At 71.0% G+C, this 3,569-nt stretch carries 2 protein-coding genes; both read right to left on the reverse strand.

Features of this window, described 5'->3' with window-relative positions; translation table 11 throughout:
- On the reverse strand, nt 1-2,529 hold a 2,529-nt coding region (locus tag MTR62_RS20375; protein WP_244024393.1), incomplete at its 3' end, for an error-prone DNA polymerase.
- Nucleotides 2,526-3,569, reverse strand: a 1,044-nt coding sequence (locus MTR62_RS20380; RefSeq protein WP_244024394.1) for a DinB/UmuC family translesion DNA polymerase, incomplete at its 5' end; no start/stop codon positions are given. The genes MTR62_RS20380 and MTR62_RS20375, both read right to left, overlap by 4 nt.

The raw sequence follows: 3,569 nt of genomic DNA on the forward strand, positions 1-3,569 counted from the left end.
GAGATCCTCGACCGAGCGCACAATGCCCTCGGCCCGCGCGCGCACCAGTGCCTCAGCCCAGTCACGCCGGAACCCCTCGATCCGCGACAGCCCCAGCCGCAGCGCGAGCGCGCCATTGCCGCACGGCTCGAGCGTGCTGTCCCACGCGCTCGCGTTCACGTCGACGGCGCGCACCTCGACGCCATGCTCGCGCGCGTCGCGCACCAGCTGCGCGGGCGCGTAGAAGCCCATGGGCTGGCTGTTGAGCAGCGCGCAGGTGAACACCGCCGGGTAGCGGCATTTCAGCCAGGAGGAGACATAGGCCAGCCAGCCGAAGGCCTGCGCGTGGCTTTCGGGAAAGCCGTATTCGCCAAAGCCACGGATCTGGTCGAAGCAGCGCTCGGCAAAGTCGGCCTCGTACCCGCGCGCGGTCATCCCGCTGATCAGCCGGTCGCGGTAGCGCTCGATCGTGCCGTGGTTGCGAAACGTCGCCATCGCGCGCCGCAGCCCGTCGGCCTCGGCCGGAGTGAACCCGGCGGCAACGATTGCCAGCTTCATCGCCTGTTCCTGGAACAGCGGCACGCCCAGCGTCTTGCCCAGCACCCCATGCAGTTCGCGCGGGTCGTGCGGCGGGGCGGGGCGCGGGAAGACCACCGGCTCCTCCCCGTTGCGGCGGCGCAGGTAGGGGTGGACCATGCCGCCCTGGATCGGCCCGGGCCGCACGATCGCGACCTGGATCACCAGATCGTAGAGTTCGCGCGGCTTCATGCGCGGCAGCATCGCGATCTGCGCCCGGCTCTCGACCTGGAAGGTGCCGATGCTGTCCCCCCGGCGCAGCATCCGGTAGGTCGCCGCATCCTCCAGCGGTACCCGCGCCAGGTCGAGATCGGCCAGCCCGTGCGCGCGCAGCAGGTCGAAGCTCTTGCGGATGCAGGTCAGCATGCCAAGCGCGAGCACGTCGACCTTCATCAGCCCGAGCGCGTCGATATCGTCTTTGTCCCATTCGATGAAGGTGCGATCGGGCATCGCCGCGTTGTGGATCGGCACCAGCTCGTCGAGCCGCCCCTCGGTCAGCACGAAACCACCGACATGCTGCGAAAGGTGGCGCGGAAAGCGCAGCAACTGGTCGACCAGCGCCTTCAACCGCGCGATCTGCGGGTTGGCCAGATCGTAGCCGGCCTCGGCCAGCCGGGCCTCGGGCATGTCGCCTTCCCAGCTGCCCCAGACCGTCGCGGTCAGCCGGGTCGTCACGTCCTCGCTCAGCCCCAGCGCCTTGCCCACTTCGCGCACCGTGCTGCGCGGGCGGTAGTGGATCACCGTCGCCGCGATCCCCGCGCGCTCGCGGCCGTAGCGCGCGTAGATGTACTGCATGATCTCCTCGCGGCGCTCATGCTCGAAATCGACGTCGATGTCGGGCGGCTCGTCGCGCTCCTCGGACAGGAAGCGCGCAAAGAGCAGACGCTCGCGCACCGGATCGATCGGGGTTACGCCGAGGAAATAGCACACCAGCGAATTGGCCGCGCTGCCGCGCCCCTGGCACAGGATCGGCGGATCGAGGCTGCGCGCGTGGCGCACGATGTCGTGGACGGTGAGGAAATAGGAGGCGTAGTTTCGCGCGCGGATCAGCCGGAATTCCTCGGCCAGGACCGCACGGTAATCGGGCGTGAGCCCTTCGGGAAAGCGCGCGCGCCCGCCCTCCTCGACCAGGTGTTCAAGCCAGTCCTGCGAGGTCCAGCCCGCGGGCACCGGCTCGTGCGGGTATTCGTAGCGCAAGTCGTCGAGCGTGAAGGTGATCCGCCCGAGAAGATCGAGACCGCCCGCCAGCGCCAGGGGCGCGGCGGAAAACAGCCGCGCCATCTCGCCCGGCGCCTTGAGATGGCGTTCGGCGTTGGCGGCGAGCGCATGACCCGCCGCGTGGATCGTCGTGCCTTCGCGGATGCAGCTGAGGATATCGTGCAAGGGCCGCGCCTCGCGCCCGGCGTAGAGCGCGTCGTTGGTGGCGAGCAGCGGCACGCCAAGCTGCGCGGCGAGCGCTTCGCGTTCCTTCAGGCGGCGCGCGTCGCGCCCTTCGCGCAGCATGCTCGCCGCCAGCCAGACCGCGCCGGGGCGGGCGCCGACCAGCCGTTCGAGCAGCGCGCGATCGGCCTCCATCGCGATCAGCAGCAGGTCTTCGGCATGGTCGAGCAGATCGGTGAGATGAAGCTGGCATTCGCCCTTGCGCGCGCGCCGGTTGCCCAGCGTGAGCAGCCGCGTCAGCCGCCCCCAGCCATGGCGCGTGGCGGGATAGGCGATAATGTCGCTCGTGCCGTCGGCGAACACCAGCCGCGCGCCCACCGCCAGCCGGAACCCGCTCGCCAGCCCGCCGATCTCGCGCCAGGCCATGTGCGCGCGCACCACGCCCGCCACGCTGTTGCGATCGGCAATGCCGATCCCGGCCAGCCCCAGATGCTGCGCGCGCGCGACCATCTCGGCCGGGTGCGAGGCGCCGCGCAGGAAGCTGTAGTTGGTCGCCGCGACCAGCTCGGCAAAGCGGGGAGGCGCCCTGCTCATGCGAAGAGGCCGTGGATGTACCAGCGCGGGTCGGGCTTTTCGTCGTAGAGCCCGTGGCGGAAGATCCAGTAGCGCCGCCCGCGCGCATCCTCGACCCGGTAGTAGTCGCGCGTCAGCCCGCCCTGCCCCGGCGCTTCGCCGCCCACGCGCTGCCACCATTCGTCGGCGATCCGCTCGGGCCCTTCGTAAAGGCGCACCTCGTGCAGCTTGCGCCGCCAGCGGAAGCGGTGTGGTGGGCCATCGGGCACTTCGGCCAGAACCTCGACCGGCTGGGGGGGATCGAACAGGAACAGCGGGCGCAGCGGTGGCTCGCCGCTCGGCAACGCGGGCCAGCGCGCGGGCGTGCGGTCCTGTTGCGCGGGAAAGGCAAGCTGGGCCTGTTCGGGCAGGTGGCTGGCCTGCGGCACCAGCCGGCGCACGCTGCCCGCCCCCAGCCGGGTGCTGAGCCGGTCGATCAGCGCGGCGAGCGCGCCGTCTTCGGGATCGTCCCCGCACGGCGCTGCGACCAACCTGTCCTGGCGCGGCGCGAGCGGTTCGCTTGCGGCGAGGAACAGGGTGATCCGGTCGTAGCCGAAACCGGGGTCGAGCGGGTCGGCCAGGCTGGCGATGCGCTCGTCGAACAGGCGCAGCAGCACCGCCGGATCGCGCGTGGGCTGGCCGGTCGCGATGTCGAGCCGGTGGCGCGCACCGTCGCTGCGAAACAGCGTCAGGGCAAAGCGCCGCCCGCCCAGGTGCCGCTCCTCGAGCACGCCCGCCGCTTCGTGAAGCAGGTCGAGAAAACAGGCTGCGACCGTGCTCTGCAAGCCGATCGGTTCGGCGAAGCGGCGTTCGAAATGGAGTGGTTCGGGTGTTTCGAGCGCGGTGATCGGGGCCTGCTCCTCCCCCGTCAGGCGGCGCAGCGCACGCACCGCATCGCCGCCGAAACGCGCCGCGATGCTCGCCATCGAACGCGCCGCGAGATCGCCGATGGTCTTGAGCCCGGCGCGGCGCAGCGTGCGCTCGCCCTCCTCGTCGAGGCCGAGCGCGGCGACCGGCAGCGC

It is taken from the genome of Novosphingobium organovorum, assembly GCF_022832435.1.
Lineage (GTDB): Bacteria > Pseudomonadota > Alphaproteobacteria > Sphingomonadales > Sphingomonadaceae > Novosphingobium > Novosphingobium organovorum.